This window comes from Pseudemcibacter sp., from assembly GCF_965661635.1.
In the GTDB taxonomy this organism is placed as follows: Bacteria; Pseudomonadota; Alphaproteobacteria; order Sphingomonadales; family Emcibacteraceae; genus Pseudemcibacter.
In genome coordinates, this window is record NZ_CBFIEP010000078.1 from 1 (window position 1) to 4,270 (window position 4,270).

At 37.4% G+C, this 4,270-nt stretch carries 5 protein-coding genes and 1 pseudogene; 3 read left to right on the top strand and 3 right to left on the bottom strand.

Annotation, left to right across the window (positions count from 1 at the left end):
- The coding region (locus ACTF6W_RS05580) for an FAD-dependent oxidoreductase (protein ID WP_438993560.1) at positions 1-516 on the top strand (516 nt) is incomplete at its 5' end.
- A gap of 390 nt (positions 517-906) precedes the next feature.
- A complete protein-coding gene (gene hisN, locus ACTF6W_RS05585; protein WP_438993561.1) occupies positions 907-1,698 on the top strand; it encodes a histidinol-phosphatase in 792 nt (263 codons plus the stop codon).
- A gap of 235 nt (positions 1,699-1,933) precedes the next feature.
- On the opposite strand, the gene ACTF6W_RS05590 is transcribed toward hisN, so the two are convergent.
- Positions 1,934-2,056: a hypothetical protein gene (locus ACTF6W_RS05590; RefSeq protein ID WP_438993562.1), complete on the bottom strand. Its 123-nt coding sequence runs from the start codon at positions 2,054-2,056 to the stop codon at positions 1,934-1,936.
- A gap of 248 nt (positions 2,057-2,304) precedes the next feature.
- Positions 2,305-2,430: pseudogene (locus tag ACTF6W_RS05595) on the bottom strand (alpha/beta fold hydrolase); the annotation flags it as partial.
- A 520-nt stretch (positions 2,431-2,950) separates the two neighbouring features.
- On the opposite strand from ACTF6W_RS05595, the gene ACTF6W_RS05600 reads away from it, so the two are divergent.
- Positions 2,951-3,550: a peroxiredoxin gene (locus ACTF6W_RS05600; RefSeq protein WP_438993563.1), complete on the top strand. Its 600-nt coding sequence runs from the start codon at positions 2,951-2,953 to the stop codon at positions 3,548-3,550.
- A gap of 379 nt (positions 3,551-3,929) precedes the next feature.
- On the opposite strand, the gene ACTF6W_RS05605 is transcribed toward ACTF6W_RS05600, so the two are convergent.
- A partial coding sequence (locus tag ACTF6W_RS05605) for a dicarboxylate/amino acid:cation symporter (protein ID WP_438993564.1) occupies positions 3,930-4,270 on the bottom strand: 341 nt, incomplete at its 5' end.

Here is a 4,270-nt window from a genome sequence, read left to right on the forward strand (position 1 = left end):
ATCATTGGTGCAGGCGGCATTGGTTTTGACGTTGCGGAGTATCTAAGCCATCAAGGTAAAAGCAATAGTTTAAATATTCCATCCTTTATGAAAGCATGGGGCGTTGATATGACATTAAAGGCAAGAAGCGCTATTGAAGGAATAAAAGCTGAATTTGCCCCTTCTGCTCGTGAAATTTATCTTTTACAGCGTAAAAACACAAAACTTGGTAAAACGCTTCCCAAAACCGCTGGCTGGATCCACCGTCTTGAGCTGAGAAAGAAAAAAATCAATATGATACCCGGATGTGATTATCAGAAAATTGATAATGAAGGATTACATATCATTGTAAATAATGAAAAAAAAATATTAGACGTTGATCATATCGTTATCTGTAGCGGTCAAGAGCCGGAACGTTCATTAATGAAACAACTAAAGTGTGAAAAAGTCCATTTAATCGGCGGTGCTGATGTCGCAACTGAACTTGATGCCAAAAGAGCCATTGATCAGGCTTGTCGTTTGGCAGATAAGATATAATCACCAGAATTACCCAAAAAAGGTGTGTTATAGGTGTGCTAAGAGTGTATTTAAAGTGTTTCATTTTACCCCAATAAAACACCTAAATCCGTTAAATTTGCCAAAACAACACGCCTAGCCCTCATAAAAATACATCAACCATATAAGACTAAGCCAATGTTTTTAAGTAACTTTAAAAATAATCGTATTTTTTGACGAATTATAATTATTCGATCAATATCAGTAACATGCCAGATCACGAAAGCAGTTATAATCAGATTGGCTGGATAGACCTACCGTTTCAACGGTGAAAATGACGATATTTCTTATCTGATAACCGCACTTATTCCACATAATACCTAAATAGATCATTTCCTTGACATCTCTATCAAAATCATTGAAACAGAATGAATGGATAATGAGAAAGATTATATCACCTTCATGAATGAAATTGGCAATGCTGCTGCAGCGGTAAGTCTCAAGTATTTCAAAAAACCTCTTGATGTATTGAGCAAAGGGAAAAAATTAGGTACTGAATTTGATCCCGTAACTGTGGCTGACCGCAACACAGAATTTGCCATTCGTGAAATAATCAGAGAAAAATACCCAACCCACTCGATCATCGGTGAAGAGCATGCCGACGAAACAAAAAGCAGCAATTATAAATGGATTATTGACCCAATCGACGGTACCCGTGCCTATATAACTGGCGTACCGACATGGGGGACATTGATCGCCCTTAAAAATGGTGATGATCATGAAATCGGTATGATTGATCAACCCTATTTAAAAGAACGCTTCATTGGGACAAAAAACGGTAGCACCATGAATGGTACACCTATAAAATGCCGACCATGTGACACAATTTTAAATGCCACTATTTCAACGACCGATCCGCTACAACTTTTTAAAGATGACGATGAACAAGATCGTTTTTTTCGTGTTGCGGCCGGCGCTAAAATGATGCGAAACGGATATGACTGCTATGCTTATGCTATGGTTGCCATGGGTTTTATAGATGTCGTTATCGAAGCAGGTCTAGAAGCTTATGATATTCAAGGGATCATTCCTGTTATTGAGGGGGCTGGCGGTATTATCACAAATTGGCAAGGCGAAAAAGTAACTGAAGGTGGTCAAGTTGTCACATGCGGTGACAGACGTCTTCATGAACAAGTCATCGGTTTACTTAACACCACTACATAAAAAGCGATCAATGGCTTGCCACATCTGATCTCTATATTAATCACTTTCTCTGTATAACTCGTGTCTGGCTCCTTCTATGGCTTTAACCTTCACATTATGCATTTCTGAAATCAGTTTAAATTTTTTTTATTGTTAACCACTTTTTCGTCACCAGAAAGGATAAAAAGTATCTCTGTTTTTATACTTTTAATAAACCCTGCCCGTTGAATTTTAGCAATACTTTTACTTGCTGCGCTTAACCATCCGTAGGTCCCCACCCAACAAAAAGGTCGGGATTTTGTTTCAATGCTTCCTGCGAACGATTATATCTATCTTGATCATGGGTTAAGCCGGAAAATGCCTTCTTATGATCAATCATCGCTCTTCGTTGTGCTTTTTTGGGTGCAAAGGCCCTTGAAAAGCCAATTAACGTCAAAAAAGTAAAATATAACTTGGCGAAGAAGATATAAATTACCTCATGATAGTCCAAATCTGTAAAGGGTTATAGAATTAGAGCTTTATCAAATACACCTTGATAATCATGCAAATATTTTAAAGCAAAATGCGCCCCAAGGAATGAGCAATCAAATACACTTTATGTACCAATTCAGAAGGGCAAATAATTTCTTAGATAAATTCCTGAATATCTAAAATTATAAGGTCAAAATCAGGGTTATGGCCCTTGATACGGTTTTTGAGTACGTGATCAGAAAGCCCCTGCCCAGGGTGATCCATAGTGAAAACATGAAACCCTCTTTTTGAAAATCCTCAATGAATTCAGTGTATTTTTCAATAAATTCTCGGTGGCCAATTAAGAGTAAAATTAATCCGACGGTTAATCCCTCAACCAGAAATATACCGTATCTGATCTTTGTGCCGTCCACAATTTTAAAAAATCAAACGCGCCGATATTTGGTATGTAGCTCTTCATGTAGTTCTATTAATTTTTTTCACCACAGTATAAACAATCCGTAAATTTAAGCAGCAAGTATAGAAAATTAAGTTACTATAAAACAAATTTCTTTAAGTCAGTATAGCCAATAGCATCATACCCTACATTAATCCCAAAGATATCAGGAAAGAAAATTAAATGACAACCGCAATTATAAAAAAACGGACCCGAAATAGAAAAAATCTATAAATGAGGTTGTAATAAAAGTTTAATTCAAACCACCCATAAAAAATTGACAATAATATCCTTGACTTAACTAAGACAAGGACACTATTTTATAACAATTCTAACTCACAACAAAATTATAATATGGAGAAAAAAATGTCACTAATCGGTCAAAAAGCCCCCGATTTCACAGCTCAAGCCGTTATGGAAAATGACGAAATTACAGAAATGAACTTACATGATTATCTTGATGGTGATTATGGTCTTATTTTCTTTTATCCTCTTGATTTTACTTTTGTTTGTCCTTCGGAAATTATTGCATTCTCCAATCGTATGGATAAATTTAAAGAACTCGGTTGTAAAGTAATCGGCGTCAGTGTAGACAGCCAATTCTCACATTATGCCTGGCGAAACACAGCCCCTGAAAAAGGTGGCATTGGCTCCATTAATTTCCCATTGGTCGCTGACCTTACGAAATCAATTGCCTCTGATTATGATGTCCTTATTGAAGGTGCCGGTGTTGCTCTTCGTGGTTCATTCCTAATCGATAAAAAAGGCAACATTCGTCATTATGTCATCAATGATCTTCCACTTGGCCGCAATGTTGATGAAAGCATCCGTATGGTAGAAGCACTTCAATTCCATGAAGAACACGGTGAAGTCTGCCCAGCAGGATGGAACAAAGGAGATGAAGGTATGAAGCCAAACGCAGGCGGCGTCGCAAGCTACCTAGAAGGTCACGCAGAAAAGCTTTAAAAGACAACAACTATTTAATGAAAACCCTGCTTATTTTCAAGCAGGGTTTTTTCTTTGCCTGAAGCACATAAATTTAAGCATAATAGTGTAATTCTCTCTTTTATAAATAAGAGTAGAAGAACGGTTTTTTTTCAGGCATTCGTTTATCTTATCGCAGCGGACATCACTATTCCAATAGCCAAAAGAGCCGGATTAGGGTGGATCCTCGGCTATTTAATCTCGGACATCATTAAAGGTCTATTGGATCAGGGTATGATGGTGCCGGTGTCTTCTAAATGACCGCAAATCAAGCTTTAAAACAAGTGATAAAGATTAAGAATAAACTAAATATAAAAAAAGCCCGCTTAAAAATACGGTCTTTTTGGTTATTTAAACTCAATTAAATACTCGGATCTCGTCTGAATTCTTCTTCATCGAATTCATTTTCCCATTTGGCAACCGCCGTACAGACAGCAAGATTACCCGTTACATTAACCGTTGTTCTTATCATGTCTAATGGACGATCAAACGGTAGCAAGAAACCAACTACAATCGCCGTCTGTTCACCGGAAACATTTAGCACACCTAGCACACCCGCTAGAAGGAATAAACTTGCTGATGGCACTGCTGCCGTGCCCACAGAAGCAATTGTTGTTGTAAACGCAATAAGCGCATAATCAATTAATCCTAGTTCAATACCGAATGATTGCGCCGTGAAAACTGCAACAACTCCAACATAAA